20 protein-coding genes are annotated in these 23,121 nt (G+C 33.3%); 3 read left to right on the forward strand and 17 right to left on the reverse strand.

Features of this window, described 5'->3' with window-relative positions; all coding sequences use genetic code 11:
• Positions 1-3: 3 nt before the first annotated feature.
• From WN975_RS08900 to WN975_RS08920, 5 genes are all read right to left on the reverse strand, one after another.
• Positions 4-1,248 (reverse strand): glycoside hydrolase family 71/99-like protein, encoded by a 1,245-nt coding sequence (locus WN975_RS08900; RefSeq protein WP_337966229.1) that lies wholly within the window; start codon positions 1,246-1,248, stop codon positions 4-6.
• A 348-nt stretch (positions 1,249-1,596) separates the two neighbouring features.
• Positions 1,597-3,111: a RagB/SusD family nutrient uptake outer membrane protein gene (locus WN975_RS08905; protein ID WP_337966230.1), complete on the reverse strand. Its 1,515-nt coding sequence runs from the start codon at positions 3,109-3,111 to the stop codon at positions 1,597-1,599.
• A gap of 25 nt (positions 3,112-3,136) precedes the next feature.
• A complete protein-coding gene (locus WN975_RS08910) occupies positions 3,137-6,139 on the reverse strand; it encodes a TonB-dependent receptor (RefSeq protein ID WP_337966231.1) in 3,003 nt (1,000 codons plus the stop codon).
• Positions 6,140-6,168: 29 nt separating this feature from the next.
• Positions 6,169-7,251, reverse strand: a complete 1,083-nt coding sequence (locus tag WN975_RS08915) for a hypothetical protein (RefSeq protein ID WP_337966232.1) — start codon at positions 7,249-7,251, stop codon at positions 6,169-6,171.
• Between the two features lie 8 nt (positions 7,252-7,259).
• Positions 7,260-7,784: a DUF5004 domain-containing protein gene (locus WN975_RS08920; RefSeq protein ID WP_099708327.1), complete on the reverse strand. Its 525-nt coding sequence runs from the start codon at positions 7,782-7,784 to the stop codon at positions 7,260-7,262.
• A 471-nt stretch (positions 7,785-8,255) separates the two neighbouring features.
• On the opposite strand from WN975_RS08920, the gene WN975_RS08925 reads away from it, so the two are divergent.
• Entirely contained in the window at positions 8,256-9,854 is a 1,599-nt protein-coding gene (locus WN975_RS08925) for a DUF6377 domain-containing protein (protein ID WP_099708328.1), read from the forward strand.
• A 230-nt stretch (positions 9,855-10,084) separates the two neighbouring features.
• On the opposite strand, the gene WN975_RS08930 is transcribed toward WN975_RS08925, so the two are convergent.
• The 12 genes from WN975_RS08930 to WN975_RS08985 all read right to left on the reverse strand — a co-directional run bounded on the left by WN975_RS08930 (position 10,085) and on the right by WN975_RS08985 (position 21,759).
• A complete protein-coding gene (locus tag WN975_RS08930; protein WP_337966233.1) occupies positions 10,085-11,308 on the reverse strand; it encodes a sterol desaturase family protein in 1,224 nt (407 codons plus the stop codon).
• A 332-nt stretch (positions 11,309-11,640) separates the two neighbouring features.
• The gene (locus WN975_RS08935) at positions 11,641-12,927 is read right to left on the reverse strand and encodes a Glu/Leu/Phe/Val dehydrogenase (RefSeq protein WP_233209633.1); all 1,287 of its coding nucleotides are present in this window, start codon (positions 12,925-12,927) and stop codon (positions 11,641-11,643) included.
• Positions 12,928-13,393: 466 nt separating this feature from the next.
• Complete coding sequence (locus WN975_RS08940) at positions 13,394-14,248, reverse strand: EamA family transporter (RefSeq protein WP_337966234.1); 855 nt, start codon at positions 14,246-14,248, stop codon at positions 13,394-13,396.
• Between the two features lie 30 nt (positions 14,249-14,278).
• The gene (locus WN975_RS08945) at positions 14,279-15,598 is read right to left on the reverse strand and encodes a serine hydrolase (protein WP_337966235.1); all 1,320 of its coding nucleotides are present in this window, start codon (positions 15,596-15,598) and stop codon (positions 14,279-14,281) included.
• A gap of 5 nt (positions 15,599-15,603) precedes the next feature.
• Positions 15,604-16,041 (reverse strand): MarR family transcriptional regulator, encoded by a 438-nt coding sequence (locus WN975_RS08950; RefSeq protein ID WP_337966236.1) that lies wholly within the window; start codon positions 16,039-16,041, stop codon positions 15,604-15,606.
• 286 nt (positions 16,042-16,327) lie between these two features.
• Positions 16,328-16,921 (reverse strand): 2OG-Fe(II) oxygenase family protein, encoded by a 594-nt coding sequence (locus tag WN975_RS08955; RefSeq protein WP_337966237.1) that lies wholly within the window; start codon positions 16,919-16,921, stop codon positions 16,328-16,330.
• A gap of 241 nt (positions 16,922-17,162) precedes the next feature.
• Complete coding sequence (locus WN975_RS08960) at positions 17,163-18,626, reverse strand: AAA family ATPase (RefSeq protein ID WP_337966238.1); 1,464 nt, start codon at positions 18,624-18,626, stop codon at positions 17,163-17,165.
• A 370-nt stretch (positions 18,627-18,996) separates the two neighbouring features.
• Positions 18,997-20,115: a VWA domain-containing protein gene (locus WN975_RS08965; protein WP_099708334.1), complete on the reverse strand. Its 1,119-nt coding sequence runs from the start codon at positions 20,113-20,115 to the stop codon at positions 18,997-18,999.
• A 106-nt stretch (positions 20,116-20,221) separates the two neighbouring features.
• On the reverse strand, positions 20,222-20,602 hold the full coding sequence (locus WN975_RS08970; RefSeq protein ID WP_337966239.1) for a YchJ family metal-binding protein: 381 nt from the start codon (positions 20,600-20,602) through the stop codon (positions 20,222-20,224).
• Positions 20,592-20,819, reverse strand: a complete 228-nt coding sequence (locus WN975_RS08975; RefSeq protein WP_055091558.1) for a hypothetical protein — start codon at positions 20,817-20,819, stop codon at positions 20,592-20,594. Before WN975_RS08975 ends, WN975_RS08970 begins: the two co-directional genes overlap by 11 nt.
• Positions 20,820-21,067: 248 nt before the next feature.
• On the reverse strand, positions 21,068-21,217 hold the full coding sequence (locus WN975_RS08980) for a hypothetical protein (protein WP_099708336.1): 150 nt from the start codon (positions 21,215-21,217) through the stop codon (positions 21,068-21,070).
• On the reverse strand, positions 21,217-21,759 hold the full coding sequence (locus tag WN975_RS08985; protein WP_337966240.1) for a hypothetical protein: 543 nt from the start codon (positions 21,757-21,759) through the stop codon (positions 21,217-21,219). Before WN975_RS08985 ends, WN975_RS08980 begins: the two co-directional genes overlap by 1 nt.
• Before the next feature lie 87 nt (positions 21,760-21,846).
• Here WN975_RS08985 and WN975_RS08990 point away from each other — a divergent pair, with 87 nt between their 5' ends.
• Positions 21,847-22,098 (forward strand): hypothetical protein, encoded by a 252-nt coding sequence (locus WN975_RS08990; protein WP_337966241.1) that lies wholly within the window; start codon positions 21,847-21,849, stop codon positions 22,096-22,098.
• Between the two features lie 398 nt (positions 22,099-22,496).
• On the forward strand, positions 22,497-22,937 hold the full coding sequence (locus tag WN975_RS08995; RefSeq protein WP_099708339.1) for a KTSC domain-containing protein: 441 nt from the start codon (positions 22,497-22,499) through the stop codon (positions 22,935-22,937).
• Positions 22,938-23,121: the final 184 nt, after the last annotated feature.

Consider the following 23,121-nt stretch of genomic DNA (forward strand, 5'->3'; position numbering starts at 1 on the left):
CTCTTATTTAATTTCATTTATTAACTGTTTTGCTTTTGCGGGCTGCATTGAAACAAAGTAATTAAAGGCCTGATCTAATTTTTTCTGGGCATCGGCGTTACCCTTTTTTTCTACTCTCAGATTATAAAGTTTACTGATATCGGGAAAAACCGTTTCGGTATTTTTTACACCGGCAAATGCTTTTACTTTTTCGATGTAACTATAACCAAATTCCGTTGTAGGTTCGAACATTGTTCCTTCGCCAAAGTCATTCCAGGTGATCAATTGCAGGTAGTTTAAATTTGCATTTTTAGCCAAAGAAAGTGTTTCATCAAGTGTGGCTCCATTGTTTGGTTCTATTGTCCAGCCAATTGCTGCTCCACCACCACCTTCGGCATAAAAATCTTTAAAACCGGGATAAGCACTTCCCATTGCAAAAGAAAGTTTTGGTTTTGTATTGGTATAAAAATTGGTCAGATAAGTGTTGTTTTTATAAACCCAGGCATATTCACCCGAAGCATTAGCTCCAGCTTCTACAGATTGATCCCAAAGGGTTAAAAAAGTAGGTTTTGTAGTTAACGTATTAAAAACGTTTGTCCACTCTGCAGGTGTTTGCAATATTATTGGACCAAAATTTAGCAACAAAGGTTTTCCGTTTATTTTGATATAACTTGCATCGTCAAAATAATTGTTTTGCAGGTATGCCAAATCTGTTTTTGCAGCTGCGGTTACAGAAATTGCTTTTCCGGCATCAACGGCATTTTTTGTGGTTCTGTCTTCATACACAATCGCATATTGAAGTCCTACTTTGTCTAACATTGCAATTAATTGCTCTGTATTTTCTTTTACCATTCGGTAATCGTTGACGTCGTAAGTTCCGTACCAATCGATTAAAAGTCCATCAATTCCAGAATATTTCATCAATAATAAATGATTTTCAATCACATTTTTATCGCCAGAATGGTATGGACCAATTAGTGGATAATAATAGGACGCTATTTCTCTGCGGCCGTTTGCTCCTACATTGTTTGGATTCTTGTTTGCCATTGTCCAGTGATATCCCCATTTTTTATCGGCACTACTTTCATTGGTTTCAAACCAAGGCATATAATGAACGTAAATCTTGGTGCTATTTGTTTTTTCGATTGCAACTGGCGCAAATGTTTCTGGTTCTGTAGGTTTGTCTGAACCTTTATCATCACTGCTGCAACCGGCGACAACCAAAATATTCAGGACTCCAAAAAACAATAATGTGATATATCTTTTCATATTGATTTTATTTTTGATTTTATTTTTGCCACAGATTAAAAGGATTAAAATGATCTTTATCTGCGTTGAATTAATTTGCTTTTAATCTTTATGAATCTTTTATTCCGATTGCTATTTGCAATGGTTAAAATTTTCTCTCGCAGATTTTGCAGATTGAGCAGATTTTTTCTCTATTAAAGCATTTCTTTAGAAGTGAATTTTATTTCGTCTTGATCTATGACAAAATAAAATCTGCTCAATCTGCCAAATCTGCGAGAAACAAAAATCTTTCAATCTGTGGTAAAAATTATTATTAAAATATGTCAGCCTTCCACGACTAACCAACATGGAAGACTGACACTCTAGAACCTAATTTACAGGATAACCAGGATTCTGTACCAGATTTTTATTTGTTGTCATAACTGTACTTGGAATTGGGAATATTGCTCTGTACTTTTCAGTTGGACCTTTTTCCCACCATGAATCGAAGAATGTTCCAAAACGGATATTATCTGTTCTTCTTCTTCCTTCAAATGTGAATTCTTTTAGCAATTCCTGATCGATAAAATGAAGATCTATCGTTGCTGGCATTTCTTCTCCGGCACGTGCTGTTACTTGTTGTAAAAATGGTTTTGCTAAATCCGGAGATCCTAAACGAACGTAACATTCGGCTTGCATCATTAAGATTTCAGCATAGCGAATTAAAACAAAATCATGATCGCGTTCCCATTGTTCTCCGGCTTTCATTTCGTATTTTCCTAAACGAACTCCTTGATTTTCTTTAGCATCAGCTACACTTGTAACTTCTTCTGTATAAGTCAATGGTTCTCCGTTATCCATCATAATAACTTGTCCAGTTGCTACGCTAATCTGATCACCGGCAACCATACATTTCTTTCTTTTGTCTGTATCTGCAAATGCTGAATAAACTCCCGGTTGTGCACACATTCCGTTTGCGCTCCATGGATAATCATTTCCAGAAGCCGAGATTGTCAATTTATGTAAGTAATGACAAGACATTGAGTTCATATAATTACCTACTGTTCCTGCTTTTGAATCGTAAGGAATAGCAAAAATAATTTCTGGTGATTTTTGATTTTCTGTAGCAAAATTGGCGAAGAAATCCGGTGTCAAAGTATAACCTGTAATCTTCTGGCACATATTAATACAATCTTGCCAACGTGCTGTTCCAATAAAAGCTTCAGAATTTAAATACAATCTCGCCAATATAGAATACGCCACATTTTTTGTCATTTTAGAATAAACCACGTTTCCTGTCAAATGCGGAATTGCGTCTGTTAATTCTTTTTCAACAAAATCATAGACTTGTTTTCTTGTAGAATTTGATGGTAAAGAAGTATCCTCAAAATTGGTTACAATTGGCACATTACCAAATAAATCCAAAAGATTATAGTAGTAATAAGCTCTTAATGCTTTCAATTCCGCAAAAATTGGTGCTTTTGCTGCTTCTGTCAATGCTGATTTATTTACTTGATAAATAATCGCATTGATTTTAGCGATTCCGGTATAATTGTAACGCCAAGCCGAAAGAATCAAACGGTTGTCCGGTTTCCAGGTATGTTTTTGAGCTTCCTGATATTGTCCGCCATCGTACCAGTTTGTACCTCTTGTTGGGATTGTAGCTTCGTCAGAAACAGTTTCCTCAAGAAAGAATACGTACTCAGAAGTTGGATAATTATTAGAAATTCCATCGGCAAATCCTCTTAATGAAGAATATGCTCCACCAACTAATGCATCGACCTCTTTTGGAGTATTTCCAAAATTTCCATCTTCTACCTTATCATATAAATCCTCGTTTAAATTGGTACATGATATCGTAAAAAGCATGCTAATTAATAGTGCTGCTGTTATTTTGATTTTCATTTTTTATATTTTTGAGTTAATTCGCTTAATTATTAAACGTGAAATTTAATCCAACAGAAATTGTCGTTGGTCTAGGATAATTGTTATACTTGTCAATTCCCGGAGCTGCCAAACCTGTTTGATCTGCACCGTCTTGTGCATTTAAACCAATCTCAGGATCTACACCTTTATAACTTGTAATTACAAATAGATTTTCTCCCATAAGGTAAACTCTCAATTTTGAAGATTTTGATCTTAATGGCATTGTATAACCTACTGAAAGTGTTTGAAGTCTAAAGAATGAAGCATCTTCGATCCAGTAATCTGAATACTTTGGAGCTGATTTAATTCCGCTGTTTAGGAAGTCATCCGGCACATTGAAACTTGGTAATCTGTTAGGATCGTTCAACATCATGTTTGTAGCATTTAATGCTTTTTGACCAAACATTCCGTATCCAGAAACTCCAAGATCAAAATTTCCATAAGTAAAATTCATTCCAATACCCATAGTCAAATCCGGCTGAATATTTCCTAAATCTGTTTTGTCAGCATCTACTAAAGCACTTTCAGCAACTACACTTCCTGCTGCATTATAGTATTGAATTTTACCATTTGCATCAAGTCCCGCATTTTTGAATCCCCAGAATGTTCCAACAGGATATCCTTCGGCAATAATTTGAGAATATTGTCCAGACATACCTGCTAATCCGTGTAAAGATCCGCTGTAGATAACATCAGTTTTATAAGTTGGATTTGAAAGTTTTTCGATTTTTTGAACGTTATGTCCTAGAGTCAAATTAGCATTCCAAGTAAATTTATCTCCTTTTATAATGTCTGCATTCAACGTAAGTTCAACTCCTTTATTCGACATTTCTCCAACGTTTGCCAACATTGTTCCTACTAAATAAGGAGGTTGCGGCACTTCGTAAGTATATAATAAATCGTCTGTGTTTTTAGAATAATATTCGAATGAACCCGTAATTCTATTAAATAAACTAAAGTCTACACCAATATTTAATTGTCTTGTTGATTCCCATTTCAAATCAGGATTTGGGTTTTGTTTTGGCGAATAAGCCAAACTCCATGTTCCAGTTTTTGGATCATAATAACTATCGTTTCCAACTCCTAAAATCGAAAGTGATTTATACTCACCAATTCCGTCCTGATTACCTGTAACTCCGTAACCAACTCTTAATTTTAAGTTGTCTAACCAGCCTTTTGTTCCGCTCATAAATTCTTCACTAGAAACTTTCCATGCCGCAGATGCAGATGGGAATGTTCCCCATTTATTGTTTGCTCCAAAACGGCTTGAACCATCACGTCTTACTGTTGCAGTCAACAAATATTTACTGTCATAAGAATAATTTGCACGTGCATAAAACGAAACTAAATCTGATTTTCCTTTATAAGAATAAACATCTCCTAAACGATAATTGTAACCTGCACCTAAGTTGTTATAACTAAAAGCGTCTGTAACAAAACCACTACGTTGCGCTCCAAAACCTTCATAAATATTCTCTAAATACGAATATCCTGCAAGAGCTCCAATTGTGTGTTTGTCAATTACTTTATTATAATTTACATAAAGTTCGCCTTGTGCATTTGCATATTCTGCGTATGTTTTTTGAGCATAACCATTTTCAGTTATACCTTCCATAACTGCGTAACTTGGTTTGTAAGTACTTCCTTTTACCGCATTATGTTCGTATGAAACATTCCCTACAGCAGTAAAATCATGCAAGAATTTAACTTCAGTTTTAAAATATCCTAATAATCTGTGTCTTTCATTATCAACCGTTCTATTTGTTAAAATCTCAACTGGATTTTCATAAATAGTTCCCGCTACAGATGTAAATTTTCCATTAGAATCATATACCGGAATCGTTGGATTTAGATTATAAGTACGTTCAAAAATTCTGTAATCTAATGGATGCCATTTGTCAACATTGGCAAATAAACCCATATCAAATTTCACATCTTTATTGTCTCCAAGATATTGATAAGCACTTACGTTTCCGCTTAATCTCTCTAAACCTGTAGATTTAATAACTCCTTCGTTATTTAAATACGAAAGTGAAGTTCTGAAACCACTATCTGCTTTACCAGAATTAATACTCAAAGTATGTGATTGCGAAATTGCTGTTTGCTCAATTGCTTTCTGCCAGTTTGTATTTCCGCCATAATCAATTGCATCTTTGTTTCCGCTGCTGCGAACATATCCTCTCCATTGATTTGCTGATAAAAGATCTAAATTGTCAGCCACATAACCTATGCTTGATAAACCACTATAAACTACAGAAACACCTTTTGTTCCTGATTTTGTAGTAATGATAATAACTCCATTTGCTCCTCTTGATCCGTAAATGGCTGTCGCCGAAGCATCTTTTAATACGTCAATAGATTTAATATCTGATGGTTGAACCACATTGATATCAACTCCTGCAATACCGTCAACTACGATTAACGGACTGTTGCTTGCTGTTAATGAAGTTCCTCCACGTAAACGGATTGTAGAACCCGCAGCCGGATCTCCCGAAGGACGAATTATATTTAATCCCGCAACTTTTCCTTGCAAAACCTGTTCTGTCGAAGAGATTGTTCCTTTTACTAAATCATCCGCTTTAAGCGAAGAAATAGCACCCGTTAAATCTGCTTTCTTTTGCGTTCCATATCCCACAGAAACTACCTGAACTTCTGCAAGCTGATATCCGTCATTTTGTAAACGAATATCTATATTTGGTTTTGTAGCTTCAGTAATTTGAACTTTTTGAGTTGTTGATCCAATAAAAGAAACTTCAATAGAACCTCCTACGGCTACATCCAGCACAAATTTTCCGTCAAAATCTGTTGTAGTGGCATTTCTGGTTCCAGTTTCCAGAACTGAAGCTCCAGGCAATACATTGCCTGTATTGTCATAAACGGTTCCTGACACATGTTTTTTTCCCTGAGCAAATATTCCTGCCGAAAGAAAAAGCATGAAAATCATGAATACCAGCGATTTGGTAGTCCACATTTGCTGTAGGACTATTTTTTTATTTTTACTATTCATTATATCTGATGTTTTAATTTGATAGTGAATTATTTGTCTAGAGTTTTAAGGGGCATCGTTGTATCCGAAATCGTTTTGTCTTTGTTGTCTTTTACCAAAACATGAATTTCAGTTAAATTTGGAATACCATTTAGTTCTGAAACCAAATTGACAAATCCTTTTATCTCAGCCGTTCCTCCAGCAAATTCTCCAGTAATTACTTTACTTCCCGCAGTAATCGTATAGATTAATTTGTTCACGCCGGACTCATTGTTTTTTCTTGACATTCCAAGAAAATCTTTTTGACTGATTTGTAAAGGAAAAAATCCAAAAACCGGTGCTGGCGGCGGTACATAAGCTCCTGCATATAAAACCTGATCCGGAGTTGTAGCTGCCCAATCATCTTTTACCATCAGGAAAACTAAATTTTTCATCTCGTAACCAGCCGGAGCATTGTAATAATCCTTTGGAACTAAATCCATTTTGTAAAAACCATTCCCTAAATCTTTCAATTTTGTTTTGGCTACAATTTCCGGTAACCATGATTGGTATTCTTGTTTAATATCCCAATCGTTCAATCCGCTATGCATGTGTACGCTTGTAGCGCCTGCAAATCCAGGAACCAAGTTGGCGTTAAACAAGATACTTACACCTTTATCAATAGTTGGTTTTGTCGGATAAGCTCTGATCAGCTCATTCGCCGTGTAAAATGATGAAAAATCAGTATATGGCACATTTGCCACTTCGCTTTGTTTAGATCCGTTTTTGTTTTTTAAACGAAACCAAAATCCTGCGCTTGCTGCAATTTCATCTGGGGTTTTAGAAAAATATTCAGTTGGAGTCAAAGTAAAACTCCAAATTTTATCACCTTCATAATGTAATTTTGCAAAGTCTGAAGAGTTTTCCCAATGTCCTGCATCTGGTTCAGATGGTGACCAAATCCAGATATAGAGATCTTCGGTTTCTGCAAATGTGGTTCCTGAAAGATCAAAATACCAGGTAACTTTTTCATCATATTTGTATACCACCGGAAATGATGATATTGGACCTACAGATCCCGCAGCTTCTTGCGCCTTCATAAAATTTGGGGCCATCAAAAGGGCAAGTAAGATTGTATATAGAAATTTTTTCATATTACTTTTTAATTAATAGCATTAAATTTGAATACATAAGACACGAACGGCGATCCTCCTGAAGAGTGCACCAATTGAAACTCCATTTCCCCACTTTTGCCTGGTGTAGAAGTCAATACAAGTTCATCTGTTTTTTGAGTTTTTTGAGCGTCGCTATACAAATAGATTTTTGTAGGCCCGCCTCCAGTTGTTGGTTGGAAAGCTGTACTTAATTGCCAGTATCCTTTTGGAGCAAATAATGGTGGAACATCTCCTGTAACCTCATAACTCGTTGGATTGTTTTTTTCGTCTACACTAAATTTAATTTTAAAATCTTCGTAGTTAAACCAGGTGTTCAAGGTTTGTTCGCTTGGCTCGATCTTATTTGCTTTCGCAAATTCATCGACCATTTTCAAATTTGTTAATCCCCAGTTTCCATTTACTTTCTCATAAATGGTAATTGGAGCAACGTAGCTTCCGTCATCTGTATTGTCGCAGCCAATGGCAAATAGACACATAATAACAGCTAACCAATAAATACTTTTACATCTCATAAAATTGTGGTTTTTGTTAGTTTTTATCCCTTTAAAAGGACAGTACGAAACTAGATGTTAAATAAATCTAAAAAAAAGAATCTGCGAAAAATCAAGATGTATTTCAAGTAAAAATAAATTCAAATAATTGACAATCAATATTTTACAAAATTTCAATATTAGCAAAAATCAAGGTGCTGTTTAGATAAAAAAAGCAAATAATTAATGGTAAAAATGACAATATGAAAATTAAATGAGATATTTTTTTCACTATACATATATTTATTAGCTTTTTATTGTATAATTGCAAGTTATTAAACCACTTTTAACATTTCAAAACCATTTTCACGAACCTAACTCCCTTTTTAGAAGCATTTTAAAAAGAAGTTACCTGTTTTAAAAGTTGCTAATCATCAACTCTTAGACTAAATTTGACTTATAAACGAATTAACTCAAAAAATAACCACCAACTATCTTAAACCAAACCAAACCATGCAAAGAATATTAATTCTATATTTTTTCATTGCGGGTTTTTCTCTAACTGCGAAAGAGACAAATCCTGTTCTAGAAGAATTAGATAAAGTACTACTCAAAAAAGATGTGTACTTAAAACAGAAGTATCATAAAATTGAAGCATTAAAAAGAAATGTTTCAAAATTTACGGTAAGTCAAAACAACGAACAGTTGTACAATACCTATATGGCATTATTTGAAGAATATAAATCCTTTAAATATGATTCTGCCTATTATTATCTGGAAGAAGCCAAAATCAAAGCAATCGTTTTAAAAGATCCTAAATATTTAGCTAAAAGCCGAATTAAAGAAGGTTTCGTTTTACTCTCGTCCGGATTATTTAAAGAAGCTATCGATACTTTGAATGTTATTGATGACAAAAAACTCGATCAGAAACACAAATTCGAATATTATTCTATCAAAGCCCGCGCCTATTATGATCTAGCCGATTATAATAAAGATCAGCGTTTTAACATTCATTATGTACAACAAGGAAATCACTTTCTGAAAAAAGCACTGGAATTAATTGGCACAAATACAAACGAATATTGGGCCGCCGAAAGTTTAAAACGCCTTAAACAACAAGATTGGCGTGGTGCCGAATTTGCTTTTAGTTACTGGATTAATAATTATGATTTACCACCTGATTATTACGGAATTGCGACTTCAAGTTTAGGTTATATATATTCGGAACGCGGATACACCAAAAAAGCCATTCAATATCTCGCGCTCGCCGCAATAGCCGATGTTAAAAATGCGACTAAAGAAACCGTTGCGCTTAGAAATCTTGCCAACGAACTCTTCAAAATGGGTTATCTTGACAAGGCAAATGAGTATATTAACATTGCTATGGATGATGCAACATTCTATAATGCAAGACATCGCAAAATTGAGATTTCGTCGATATTACCAATTATCGAAAAAGCACAACTAAACAATGTAAAAGAAAAAAACGATAAACTTGAACGCATCATTATTCTGTTAACGATACTTACCATAATTATAGTTTTGTTCTCGATTATCATTTTCAAACAATTAAAAGAAAGAAATAAAGCCCGAAAAATAATGGCTTCGTCTTACGCGCAACTTCAGGAAATGAACATAAGTCTAAGTGAAGCAAATGCTATTAAAGAAGAATATATAACGTATTTTATCAAGGCAACTTCCGCTTTCATCAATAAAATAGATCATATTCAGAAAAGTACGCTGCATAAAATCATTACCAAAAAAACCGATGAAGTTATTGCGAGTTTAAAACGTTATAATGTAAAAGAAGAACGAGAAAATCTCTTTCATCAATTTGATGAAATCTTTCTGAAGTTATTCCCAACATTTGTCACTGATTTCAATCATTTATTCCCAAATGATCATAAATGTATTGTCAAAAAAGGAGAACTTTTAAACACAGAACTTCGCATTTTTGCTTTGTACCGATTAGGAATTCAGGACAGCAGCCAAATGGCAGAATTTCTCGAACTTTCTGTGGCTACAATTTATACGTATAAAACCAGAATCAAAAGCAAATCAGATTTCAAAGATACTTTTGAAGAGAAGATTATGGCGATAAAAACTATCTAATTTTTTGCCCGCGGATTTAACGGATAAAACGGATTATCGCAGATTTTTATTGTATTATTTTTTGTAATCTGAAAGTAAAATATCTTTAAAAAAATCGCCACGAATTCACGAATTTTATACATGCAGATGTAAAAATAATTCGTGAATTCGTGGCGATTTTTTTTGACACAGATTAAAAAAAAAAATCTGCGACAATCCGTTAAACCAGCACAATCCGCGGGCAAAAAAACTTATTCCGAGGTTTCTAATTGAAGAATCACATTTTGATATCTTTTTCCAAGGGAGAATAATTGCTCTAAAAAAATCATAATCGCCAGCGGAACAAAGAAAAACGAGAACATATTTTCTTGATATAAAAAGTAAGTTGTAATCATAAAAATACGTCCATATTCAAGATAATACATCCATTTTCGTTGTTCTAATAAAGCGCCGCAATTAACAAGTGTTATCAAAATAACCGAAAGCACAAAAACCTTATCAAGAACATTTAGCAAGTCAAAATAATAAGTAAAAACGGTTAAAACCAAAGTAGACAAACCTAATTGTATATAAAGATAATTTCGGAATCGAAGCCTTTGATGCGGATTTGCTTTATCCTGCAAAAAGCGTTTTTCCAAAGTTGGACGAATATCCTGATCCATATGTGCGGGACTTCCAAAAACGGCTTTCCATCTGGCTTTAAAACCTTTGGAACGTTTCCATAATTCAAAAATTTCAAAGTAATAATGAAAATGCTGCCATAAGAAACTGTAACTCTTCAGCGGATGCGTTAATCCATATTTTGGTTTTTCTTCTTCTGCCTGGAAAGTTCCAAAAATGCGATCCCAAAAAGTGAACATATCTCCGTAGTTTTTGTCTAAATATTTCTCATCAGAAGCGTGATGAATTCCATGAACGGAAGGCGTTACAAAAACATATTCCAGCCATTTTATTCTTCCAATAAGCTGTGTATGCGTAAAAAAGGAATATGCTCCGTGCACAATCAGCATTGTGATTACCATCGAAGGATGAAAACCAACAAAGGGCAAAACACACCAAAAACCAGTTCTCACAATCGCCTGAAAAGTAGTAATTCTGGCTGCTGCCGTAAAATTAAATTCTTCGCTATGATGATGGACAATATGTGCTGCCCAGAAAAAATTGACTTCGTGCCCCAATCTGTGGTACCAATACCAAACAAAATCTGTTGCGAGAATTAAGGCAATCCAAACAAAAATATTACTTGGAATGTCAAAAATTCGATAATTGTTATAGATAAAATAATACAATTGATAAAAACTGGCAGCGATAAATAAATTGATCAATCTTTCAGCAATACCAATGCTAATATTTGAAACAGAACTTTCATAATTGAAAATTTCAGGTCTTTCTTTTCGTTGTGCCAATTTATATTCCAGAAATAAAAACAGGAAAAAAGCAGGCATTGCAAAGGCAAGAAAATTAATATGTTCCATTTTTAAAAATTACTTTTTTTGATTCATAAAAAATTTAAATAAACTTTATTTAACCCCGTTACGTACACTTATTTTAACACATAGAAACATAGTGTTTTCTTAAAAAAAGGCGTTTCACTTGTTTAAATACACATAGCTATCTATGTGAAGAAATGTATTTCTTTTAGCACCCTTTTTTACACATCAAAATCTATGTTTCTATGTGTTTAATAAAATTTGGCGTCATGCACCGGGTTATTATAAACTTAAAACAAAGACATTTCCATTGACTACGATTCTTCTTTCAGAATAACAACCAATGAAAATTATCTTTATATTTTAAAAACTTAATTTTAATTCTGTCTGTATTTTGGGGCTTCCAATGCCACTTCTTTCACAGCTTGTGTATCGGCAACTTTTTTCAAAGCAATAACATAAGCCGCAATACGAGGCGTAACATTATGTTTTAGCGCGATTCTAAAAACGGTTTCGAAACCTTTTTCAAGAATATCTTCCAGACGTGTATTGATTTGATGAATTCTCCACGACTCTAAAAGTGAATTTTGCAGCCACTCAAAATAAGAAACTGTAACTCCTCCGGCATTTGCCAGAATATCTGGAATTACCAACACATTATTATCATGTAATATCTTATCAGCATCAGATGAAACTGGACCGTTTGCACCTTCAACTATAATTTTTGCACGAATATCATTGGCGTTCTTTTGCGTAATTACATCTTCTTTTGCAGCAGGAATTAAGACATCAACATCCAAAAGCAATAAATCTTCGTGTTTTATCGCAACCGAATTTGGATATCCTTTTATGCTTTTATTATTTAGATTATAATACAAAATTAGCTCTGGAATATTCAATCCTTCAGGATTATAAAAAGCTTCAGAAACATCACTAACAGCGACCACTTTTAGTCCTTTTTCGAATAAAAATAAAGCCGAATGTAAACCAACATTTCCAAATCCCTGAATCGCAACTGTAGATCTTGCGGGTCTTAGTTTTAATTTTTGAAGTGCTAATAACGTAATAATACTCACACCTCTTCCGGTTGCTTCTACTCGACCTAAAGATCCTCCAGAATGCAAATGTTTTCCGGTAACTACGGCATGAATTGTTTTACCGTGAAGTATCGAAAATTCATCCATAAGCCAACCCATTTCGTCAGGTCCGGTTCCCATATCCGGTGCAGGAACATCTTTTTCCGGTCCAAAAATATCTGCTAAAGCTTTTGTATAAGCTCTTGTAATTTTTTCTAATTCGGTTTTAGAAAGCGTTCTTGGATCACAAATGATTCCGCCTTTTGCACCTCCAAACGGAATTCCTGTTACCGCAGATTTCCATGTCATCCAAGCTGCAAGCGCTTTTACTTCATCCAGATTTACGGCCGTATCGTAACGGATTCCTCCTTTTGATGGTCCTAATGCCGTATTGTGAATAACGCGATATCCTTCAAAGTTTTGGATTGTTCCATTATCTAATGTAATCGAAAAATTAACTACGATTTGTTTTTCCGGGCGTTGCAACTTTTGCCTGATTGATTCATCAAGATTAAGAATATTCGCCGCGATATTAAAGCGATCAATCATCGATTGAAAGGGATTCTGTTTTATAATTTCTGCACTCATGATATATATCTTTTAATTTGGGTTCGTGTGATTTAGATCTTTTTTCATTAAAAACACTTTCTAATTATTTTCAAAAGCATTTATTTTTTCCATAATTATTGCATTCGCCAACATGGAATTTTCATCAGACAGCATTGCATCATAATATTGGTATTTCTATTCGATCTCATATCCTTAATTTTTTAATAATTCTAAAAAAAGCCTTTCATGGTGCATGAAAGGCTAAAAAAAAAAAATAACTAACAAGTACTTTCTCTATTAACGCCATTTCATCGCATCGTTTGTCATGCAGCACATCTCTGAGCAGCACATAAACGGGATGATATATTGACTATAGTTCTTCATTGTTATTGCAAATTTATAAATATATTTATAAATTCTATAGAATTAGTCGAGTTTATTTTTCAAATAATCAAAACATAACCTAAAATAGATTGTAAATTAAGGCTTTAGCCGAATTTAAAAATTAATTAAATTGCGAAATAACAATCAAAATAATAGAAATCAAGGCCAAAAAGAGACCTAAAAAGTTGATTTTGGACAATTTTTCTTTGAAAAAGAACAAGCCAATTAAACTTCCAAGGATAATAACACCCATGTTCATTCCGGCAAAAACAGTTGAAGGATTTTCGGCGAAAGCCTTATGCGCTTTTAAGTAAAATAGAATATTTCCGAAATTAAAGATTCCGACTAAACCTCCAAAAAGAATATTTTTTGGTTCTAATTTGACATTTTTAATTCCAATTTCATAAACGCTAATTATAAGTGCAAATCCTAATGCGATACAAAAAACCACAAACAAAGACGAAGTATAAGGCAATGTCGTATATAACGCGATTTGCTTAAAAAGAATGTCGATAACTCCAAAACCCAATAAAACTACAGCAGGATAAATCCATTTGTTTTCTGCATTATCAGATTGTTTTCTTAAAATGAATAAAAGCGCCAGAAAACCAACAATAAGCCCGATAACTTTATAAGAATTGAAATCTTCTTTAAAAATAAACCAAGCCGCCAAAATTGGAATAAATAATGATAATCGTTGCGCTGCGTCTGTTTTTACGATTCCCATATGTTTTATGGAAGCTATTAAAAACAGGAAAACTACAGGCAATAAGATACCAATTGCAATGTAAATATTCCACGGTGCATTATTATCAACTTCGGTTAAATCTGGCGTAAAAGTAAAATAACAAAGTGCCAGTGCAAACACATAATTGAAGGCGACAATTTGAGTTGGATTGCCATTGTATTTTCGAGTCATTTTGAAAATTACACCAACAATTACGCTACAAAGAATGCTTAAAACAAGAAATAACATAGGATTAAAATTTGGGTACAAAAATAGTACTTAAACTCCTTTGGTTTTATTTTTTACCTCTTTTATTCCTGCCTTTTTTATTTCTAATTGTGTAATTTTTCCTTTTTTATTTTTGATAAATTCTATTGTAGTATTGTTATTGTCGGAACGGAAAAATTTCGTTTGAGATTCCGGCAACAATTCAATATCAAAATCATTATAATACAATTTGTTATCCTTTTTCAAGATTTTAATATTTTCGTAATTACCAATATATTGATCGTAAACTTTAGTGTCTATTGCCATTTGAACATGTTTGTACGGAAGTTCTACGTCTTTCCCAAAACAAATTCCGGCAAGTCCATAAGCGATATAATAAGACTTCGATTGATTGTTGGACAAAACGGTAATAAAAACTTTATCGTCAGGAAATTTATTAAACGAAGTCATCGCGCCCAGAAAACCTCCGTCATGCGCAATAAGTTGATGATTTTGATTGTAAAAAGGATTGATAATTAATCCAAAACCAAAATTTTGCTCATTATACGAGGTAAACATCTTTTTCTTCGATTCTTCTGATAATAATGTTTGGCTTTCGAAAAGTGCTTTATTCCATAAATTTAAATCTTCTACAGTTGAATAAACTCCGTCATGTCCAAAATTAAAATTCCAGTTGATGTAGGGATTTTTAACTAGTTTGTTATTATCAAAATAATACGATTGAGCCATTTTATCTATTATTGCATCATTTGTCGTAACTCCGGAATTGTACATTTTTGCTTTATCAAATAAATTTTTCTGCAAATACGCCGAATAAGATTCACCGGAAACTTTCTCGATAATACTCGCCAATAAATAATAACCAATATTACTGTAAGCTGTACTGGTTGCTGGCTCAAACAACAAAGGCTTTTTTGCCAAATATGTATAAACGGAATCTTTATCGAGATCTGTTTTTGTCAAATATAATTCGTCAAAATCCATAGCAAAACCCGAATTATGAGTTAACATCATCTTCAACGTTATCTTATCTCCTTTTGGAAAACCTGCGAAATATTTACTAAGATTATCGTCAACCGAAAGTTTTTTATCTTCGGCTAATTGCAAAATAGCAACTGCTGTAAATTGCTTTGAAACAGAAGCTAAACTAAATTTTGAGTCTATTACATTTTTCACTTTCCACTCGTAATCAGCAAAACCATACGCTTTTTTAAACACTACTGAATCATCTTTAGAAATCAATACAGTACCGCTAAAATCATTAATAGCAAACTGTGCGTCCATGTATTGTTCTAATTTCGTACTCAGTTCTTTTTGTGAATATCCAAAAGTAAATACCAACAATGCAATTAGAGTTAAGCTTGATTTCATGCTATTTATTTTGAACAATTAGTGATTATTTTATTGAGTGTTTTATCAAGCAATGCAATTTCTTCGAGTGATAATCCTTCGAGCGCCGTTTGTCTGTTATTTTTAATAACGGGTTGTATTAATTCGAGCGTTTTTAATCCTTTTTCTGTGATTTCAAGATTGAATTTTCTACGATCTTCGGGATGAATCGTTCTGGTTATATATTCTTTTTTCACCATTAATTCGATCATTCTTGTAATAGATGCATTATCTTTAAAGACAAGATTAGCCAATTCGTTTTGAGCAATATTCTGATTATCGTTTAGTATAATTAATACTAAACCCTGATCTACCGTAATATCTTTTACAACTTTGCTGATGTTTTTCTGTGCAAGTTTTCGATATTCCTTTATCGCTTTTTCGATTGAATACAAAGCAGTTCTGGTTGGGTTTTCAAGTTTCATATCTTTTTTATTTGATACAAATATAATTGATATATCAATATAAAATCAAATAATTACTTAAAAAAAACTCATTCATATTTGAAACTGCGTAATTAAAATGAGATTTTTACCGCAAAGTTCGCAAAGTTTTTTTTTAAATTAAGCAGTTTTATAAAAATACAAAGTTCGCAAAGCTTTGTGTTGAAGCAGCTTTGCGAACTTTGTGTTTACTAAGCGCAAACCAGGACAAAAAAACTTTGCGCGCTTTGCGGTAAAATTTTTTGCAGTAAAACTTTTTTCGATAAAATTAATCACTTTTAAGCCAGCCTGTAATGCTCATTCTGGTATTTTGTGTAACCAAAACCTCATGAACTAATTCATTACTTTTAAAGAAAACTGTTTTTCCCTGAGTCGGAGCAATTTTCTGATTGTTATTTTCCTGATGAATCATCAATTCTCCTCCATCACTTTCCTGCCAATTACTATTAAGATAACTGATCATAGAATATTTTCGGCTTGGATTATTTTTAAACTGATCTAAATGTTTCAGATAAAAATCTCCGATTTCGTATAACGAATAATGGAATTCGTAACCGGTAATTCCGGCGTAACAGCTTTCGTTTAGATAGATAATAAAAGCATCGATCTGATCAAAGAATTCATTTTCGAATGCATTGTTATTTTTTTTATCCAGCCAATAAATAGAATCGCTTCTAATCGCTCCGTCGTAAGAAACTTTCTCCGAATTGCCAATTCCAGCTTCTTTCAGCAAACTTTTTTGATTTAAATCAACTAAGTTTTGCTTTAAATGATTTGCTAATTCAGCGCTTAAAAAATGCTCTGATATTCCAACTTTGTTCTCAATATAACTCGCAATCAAATCTTCGAAACCATTTTCCATTTTTGTTTTGGGAAAACTGCAAATACAGCCAACGGAGCAAGGTAGACGAAATAAAACTGGTAATGGATTTATTTTTAATAAATAAAAAAATGAGAATAATTAATCTTTGTCAAAGTTTAAAACTTTGACAAAGATAGTCACGCATAAAACAATAAACCCGACAGGTTTTAAAAAACCTGTCGGGTTGAATACCTACAACGCAAGCCTAATTAATAATTAATAATTCACAATTAATAATTACTTAAAGTTTACTAATATAACTTCCGTACATATCTTTAAATTGATGTCCTTGCGCGAAACGATCTTTGCTTAATTTTTTATACTCAACCAATCCCCAAAGAATAAATTCTTTCATGAAATATTGGTCTTTTTTATCTAATTGAGGCTGATATTTTTTCAGTAAAACATCTAATGGCGTTACTTCGTCTAAAATTGCCTGATATTCTTTATCAGTAGCATCATCTAACAATTCGAAACCACTTTCGGCAAAGAACCATTCGATTAAATCAGAATAAGCAGTTTTTTCACCTTGCTTTTCTAATTTTTCGATCTTAGGTAAAAGCGTTGGGAATAATGTTCTAATTGCCGAACCAATTAAGTTTTGTGCAACTGCTGCGGCTCCCTCCTGCTCTCCTTCGTAAACCAATTCTACTTTTCCCGTAATGGCAGGAATAATTCCGATAAAATCAGACAAACGCAAAGTCGTTTTATCAACTCCAGCTTTTAAAGCTCTACGTTCAGCTGTGCTCATTAAATTCTCAAAAGCAGTAATACTCATTCTCGCACTTACACCACTTTTATTATCGATGTATTCGCTATCACGAGCTTCAAAACTTATTTGTTCCAAGATATCTTTGGCTAAACTTGGCACATAAACCAACTTGTGTTGCGTTTCGTCCAGTTTTGCTTCTTGTTCTGTAATCGTTCTCGCAACTGCAATACTTTCTGGATAATGCGTTAAAATTTGAGAACCAATTCTATCTTTTAATGGCGTTACAATACTTCCTCTATTGGTATAATCTTCCGGATTTGCAGTAAAAATAAATTGCATATCAAGCGGCATTCTCAATTTGAAACCTCTAATTTGAATATCTCCTTCCTGCAAAATATTAAAAAGTGCAACCTGAATTCTGGCTTGTAAATCCGGCAATTCGTTAATTACAAAAATACAACGGTTCGCTCTCGGAATCATCCCGAAGTGAATTACACGATCATCAGCATAAGATAATTTTAGATTTGCTGCTTTAATTGGATCAACATCTCCAATTAAATCAGCAACTGTTACATCTGGAGTTGCTAATTTCTCAAAGAAACGCTCATTTCTATGCAACCACGAAATCGGAGTTTCATCTCCTTTTTCTGCAATTATATCTCTGGCAAAACGCGAAATTGGATTCAGCGGATCGTCATTAATCTCCGAATCCGCCACAAACGGAATATATTCGTCTAATAATTCAACCATTTTACGCGCCAAACGGGTTTTTGCCTGACCACGAAGTCCTAATAAATTGATGTTATGACGAGATAAAATAGCACGTTCTAACTCTGGAATTACTGTATTCTCGAAACCATGAACGCCTTCGAAAACAGGCTTTCCCGATTTGATTTTCTCACGCAGATTATTTCGCAATTCATCCTTGATACTGATGCTTTTATATCCCGAGGCTTTTAATTGTCCTAATGTCTTTATAGTATTTATTTCCATTTTTATTGAAATATCTGTTTTGTTATTTTTATTATTTTTCTGTCGAGACGCATAACTGTGTGTCTAATTTGGGCGTGCCAGCATTTAAAAAAGTGCCTAATATACTTTGCGCTCACGAGGCCCTTTCTTAAATACTGTCGGGCTATCCATGCTACTTCGGTAGCCTACTCCTATCCCTCACGCAACCGTATTATTCAATAGAACTCTATTTTTAAATTTTATCTTTATTAGTTTTAATTAAACCTAACAGCTTTTTTGCCAATCTTTGTGTTAGTCGCACTGCTGTGCGTCTCTACGATATGCGTTGTGTGTATACGTTGTCTAAAAAAACCTTAGCAACTTAGATGCTTAGTCCCTTAGAACCTTAAAATTAACGTACACGTTTTTTCCTATTTGTTTCATAATCTTCAAAAATCATTTCGCCCAAACCTTTTAATCCGGTATAAAATGCTTTTCCTTGATTTGCTTCAGTAAAATGATTCACAAAACGCTGTAAATACGGATCGTTTGCAATCATAAAAGTCGTAATCGGAATGTGTAATTTTCTGGCTTGTTGTGCCTGCGTGTAGCATTTATCTACGATATATTCGTCGAGTCCGTTACTATTCATATAATAGGAACCGTCACGTTCGCGAACGCAACTTGGTTTTCCGTCGGTAATCATGAAAATTTGCTTGTTGGTATTTCTTTTTCTTCGCAAAATATCCATTGCCAACTGAAGTCCCGCAACTGTATTTGTATGATACGGACCAACTTGTAAATACGGCAAATCCTTGATTGGAATCGTCCAGGCATCGTTTCCGAAAACCAAAATATCAAGCGTGTCTTTTGGATAACGCGTCGTAATCAATTCTGCCAAAGCCATTGCAACTTTTTTGGCCGGAGTAATTCTGTCTTCGCCATACAAAATCATACTATGGCTAATGTCAATCATCAATACAGTACTCATTTGAGCTTTGTATTGCGTTTCTTCGACAACCAAATCATTTTCGGTCAGCATGAAACTTTCTACTCCATTATTGATTTGTGCATTTCGTAGACTTTCCGTTAGCGAAATTCGTTCTAAACCGTCTCCAAAATTAAATTCGCGAAATTCTCCGGTATGTTCATCGCCATTTCCGGCATGTTTGGTTTTGTGATTTCCGTTTCCGGAACGCTTCAAATTACCAAAAATCTGATCTAAGGCTTGTTGTCTGATTGCACGTTCTGTTTTGGCAGTAATACCAAAACCATCTGTTCCATCTTCTTTAACCTCGTCTTTTATGTAACCTTTCTTTTTTAAATCTTCGATAAAATCATCGATTGTGTAGTTCTCGTCCGTAAGTTTATATTCTTTATCTAACTCCCGAAGCCAGTCTATAGCTTCATCAAAATCCCCCGAAGTATGGGTGATTAACTCTTTAAAAATGCCAAAAAGTTTTTCAAACGGAGACTGAAATGGGGCTTCGTACGACTTAAAATAAAAACCCTTTTTAAATTCGTTTTTCATAATTCTAAAATTACGTTATTTTAGAATTACGAAAAAAGAAACGTTTATTAATTTTTAGTTAAAATATTGAAACAAAACACGTTGAAATTCCTTATAAATTTAGCAATTATTCAAACTTTCCATCGACATAATACCACGCATTATTTTCGAATTTAAAAGTAGAAAATTCGTAATGCGTCTGTGGTTTTTGATTTGAATCTAAAAAATAGGCTTTAAATTCTACTGTGTTTTCAGTAAAACTCAATATTTCGAGTTTTTGCCATTTATTGCTTGTCGCCCATTTTTGAATTTCTGCTTTCGAGTAATATTGTCTTTCAGAAACATGAGAGGTTTCTAAAAGATAATCGGCATTATGAGTTGCATATCCAGAATATCTTGAGCGCATTAAGGCCAATGCTGTTGGTGCTTTTTGATTGTTTTGAAGATACAATCCGCAGCAATTCTCAAACAACAAACCGGTGTCACAAAAGCATTTTTTATTCTCCATCAACTTGCTCTTCGCCGTTAATTTTTACATGCAGCTGATTCAATAAAACCTGATATCTGCTTATTTCTCTTAAATCTTCATCTTCTTCTGCATGGTCCAACATTTCGTCTAATGTTTCATTTACTTCAAGTAACTTATTATTAGCTTCTCTATCGTTTTTTGCAGCAATTAAATCAATAATTTCCTGTACACTTACTTTTAAATCTTCGAATTTCATATTTTTTGTTTTTTTTGTTTCAGGTTTCACGTTTCACGTTTCAGGTTTCAAGTTGAAATGAGAATTTTACCGCAAAGTTCGCAAAGTTTTTTTTTAAATATCTAAGGCTAAAAAAAGTTCGCAAAGCTTTGCGAACTTTGCGTAATTCTTAGCGTTCTTTGCGGTAAAATTCACGTTCCAGCTTTCAAGTTTCAAGTTACTCGTTGCAAAAACCTGAAACTTGAAACAAATAAAACCTGAAACTTTTTTTATTTCTCTTCCTTCTTGTCTTCGTTGAACTTTTTAATAATTTCTTTTAGCTTTTCTTTTCTTGCAATTTCGGCCTGTTTTACTTTATTTTGGGCTTTATGCAATTTGTCATTGTGCTTTTTAATATTCCTTTCGTTGTTGCGTCCCATTATATTTCTCTTTTAATTTCGTCTAAAGTTTTCTCGGTAAAAATCAATTCTGTTATAATTTGTTTTCTCAAATCATCTATATCATCATAATCAAAATGTTTTGCCCAAGACGTTAATTGTTGAAGATTCCTGACTTGTTTGATTCTTTTTGTGGTTTCAAAACTTGTTCTTAAAACAGGTTTTCCATCATATTTCGGATTCTTTTTATGCTGATATGTTACCATATTTTTATCGAAATCAGCTTCTATATAATAGAGCTTTTCTTCGGCATCATCCGGATAAAATTCATTCCATGCTGCAAAACCTATTTTAGTTTTAGTTGGAGTTTCCGGTTCCATTGCTACTAAACGCCATTTGCTGTTTGCCAATCTTCCCCAATGATTCGAAACGCGATACATTCCGGCTTCTGTATAATAATAGGTACTTCCGGCTTTGCTTTCAAACTGTTTTTTTAAACCTTCGATTTCATTTGAAAGTACTTCATGAAACACGCAAAAGGTATTTTTGAACGAATTAGGATGTGGCTTGAAGTTTTTTTGCATGTGCAAATATACTGAGATTGTCCAAGACTCCCTAAAACAAAGATAAATTGATTAACTTTGTACCTTCAAATTTTAAATAAAGAAGTCATGTCTAAAGGTTCAGAAGAAAAAATGATGCAAAAAGGAATTTATACCGGTATCATGGAGAAAGATGAAAACAACAATTATTTTTGTGGTGAATATCTTTTAGATTATAAAATGGCTCACGCAAATCATACTGTTGGTGAATTAATTACAATCAAATCGGTAATTGAAAACCCAAGCGATATTAGTTATGATAAATATCCAAAGAAGTCAAAAAACTTTCATAAAGCAAATCAGAAACTTGAGGATAAATAAAATTTTGTTTCAGGTTTTCTTTGTTTGCTTCGCCTGTTCGGCTTTCAGCCTCGAGTCAGGTTTCAGGTTGAAATGAGGATTTTACCGCAAAGTTTACAAAGGTATTCGCAAAGTTCGCAAAGCTAATTTAATATAAAGCTTTGCGAACTTTGTGTTTTATAAAAATCACGAATGCATAAAAAACTTTGCGCGCTTTGCGGTTAAACTTAAGTATCTAAAGTATTCAGTCTCAAATTCTAATCTTTTAACTTCTAACTCTCAATATTTTACATTTTTTTGGAATATTTTTTCGATCAAAAGTAAAAAGTTAAAAAAAAGTGTACCTTTGCAAAAAATTTGTCGTTTTGAAGTAAAAAACACTCATTTCAAACTAATAGACAAGAAGTTACCTTTTATTTATGAAAAAAATAGTTGAATACCGCAAGTTACTAAACGTAGACAAAACTGCTGAATTAAAAGATTTGAAAACAATCTATCGTAATGCGATGAAAGAATCTCATCCTGATAAATTTCAAGGTGATGATGCTGGTTTAAAAGCTGCAGAAGAAAAAAGTAAGGCTATTATTGAGGCTTATCACTTTTTGGTAAGTATTAATCCTGAAACGATTAAAGCAAATTTACCTGAATATACTGAGACTATCGCAACTTCATCAATTACTGATTATAAATTTGTTGAAGGTCGTTTAATCATCGATTTCTCTAACGGAAGTGTTTACGAATACATCAGTGTTCCTAAAGCTACTTACGTGAAAATGGTAAATGCTGATTCTCCTGGAAGATTCGCAAAAAGACACATTTTGAACTCTTTTACTTGGAGAAAGAAAACAAATCAAGAATAGTTTTTATACTATAATATACTTACAAGCATTCTGGCAACAGAGTGCTTTTTTTATGTCTAAAAATTAAAAAAATGATAATTTAGATTCATAATAATAATGTAAACGAGAGTTTTAAATCAAATAAAGCCAGCAAACAAGCTGATTACAGGAGGATTAGATTCAAAAAAACTATAACAAAATTTTA

Source organism: uncultured Flavobacterium sp., assembly GCF_951805225.1.
Classification (GTDB): Bacteria; Bacteroidota; Bacteroidia; order Flavobacteriales; family Flavobacteriaceae; genus Flavobacterium.